The sequence below is a fragment of the Pseudoxanthomonas taiwanensis genome (assembly GCF_010093135.1).
Lineage (GTDB): Bacteria > Pseudomonadota > Gammaproteobacteria > Xanthomonadales > Xanthomonadaceae > Pseudoxanthomonas > Pseudoxanthomonas taiwanensis.
Map to the genome: position 1 here is coordinate 1 of NZ_PDWK01000138.1, position 1,466 is coordinate 1,466.

The window sequence follows — 1,466 nt, forward strand, 5'->3', positions numbered from 1 at the left end:
AACGATGCCTTCCCTCCCCCGACCCGGCCGCCCCCGCGCGGCCACAGGCACGCTGTTCCTCGCGCTGGCGCTGGCCGGCTGCGCCAGCACCGCCGGCCTGGAACCGGCGGCGGCGCCACGCGGGCCCGACACCCTGGCGGCCTCGCGCAGCCTGGCCGGCGCGCCGCACAGCCCGGCCGCCTTCCCCGACCAGGACTGGTGGCGCACCTTCGGCGACCCGCAGCTGGACGCGCTCATCGCCGAGGCCCTGCGCGGCACGCCCTCGCTGGCCACCGCCGACGCGCGCCTGCGCCCGGCCCGNGCCCAGGCCGGCCTGGCCGCGGCCGCGCGCAAGCCCACCGTGGGCGCCAGCGCCCAGTACGCCGTGGCCCGGCTCCCCAGGGGCCTGGCCGGCGAGGAGCTGGGCGGCGAGCTGATGCACAACGCGCTGCGGATGCTCAGCTTCGACTGGCCGCTGGACGTGTGGGGCGGCAAGCGCGCCGAGTACGAGGCGGCGCTGGGCCAGGCCCGTGCCGCCGAGGTCGAGGCCCAGGCCGCGCGCCTGGCGCTGGCCGCCGGCGGCGCCCGCACCTACATCGCCCTGGCACAGGCCTTCGAGACCCAGGACATCGCCCGCCGCGAGCAGGAGCGCAGCGGTCACCTGCTGGCACTGTCCCGCCAGCGCGTGGACGCCGGCATCGACGGCGCGCAGGCGCTGCGCAACGCCGAGGCCGCCGTCGCCAGCGCCACGGCCCGGGCCGAGGCCGCGCGGCAGCGCATCGAGGCACTGCGCAATGCCCTGGCCGCGCTGCTGGGCCAGGGCCCGGACCGCGGCCTGGACATCGCCCGCCCACGCCTGCTGCAGGCGCCGGCCCCGGCGCTGCCGTCGGTGCTGCCCAGCGAGCTGCTGGGCCGCCGCCCCGACGTGGTCGCCGCGCGCTGGCGGGTCGAGGCCGCGGCACAGGGCATCAGGGCGGCCAAGGCCACGTTCAGGCCCAGCATCGACCTCGGCGCCCTGGTCGGCCTGGCCGCCACCGGCTTCTCCGACCTGTTCGACGGCGACGCCGCGCTCGGCTTCGGCGGCCCGGCGCTAAGCCTGCCGATCTTCGACGCGGGGGCCCGCCGCAACCGCCTGGACGCGCGCACCGCCGACTACGACCTGGCCGTGGCCGCCTACGACCAGCGCGTGGTCGACGCCCTGCACGAGGTCACCGACGCGGTGCAGGCGATCGGCTCGCTGGATGCGCAGGAGCGCGCGCTGGAGGAGGCCCGCGCCGCGGCCGGGGCCGCCCTGCAGCTGGCCCGGGCCCGCTATGCGGCCGGCATCGGCAACCAGCTGGAGGTGCTGTCGGCGCAGCGCCCGCTGCTGCAGGCCGAGCAGCAGCTGGCCGAGGTGCGCGCGCTGCGCTACCTGGCCGCGGTCGACCTCGACCACGCACTCGGCGGCGGCCTCCGGTTCGAGGCGCCCGCCGCGGACACCCCCGCAC

1 protein-coding gene is annotated in these 1,466 nt (G+C 78.9%); it reads left to right on the forward strand.

Going from position 1 to position 1,466, the window contains the following annotated elements:
* Window positions 1-4 precede the first annotated feature (4 nt).
* Window positions 5-1,466, forward strand: a 1,462-nt coding sequence (locus tag CR938_RS14240; protein ID WP_162125612.1) for an efflux transporter outer membrane subunit, incomplete at its 3' end; no start/stop codon positions are given.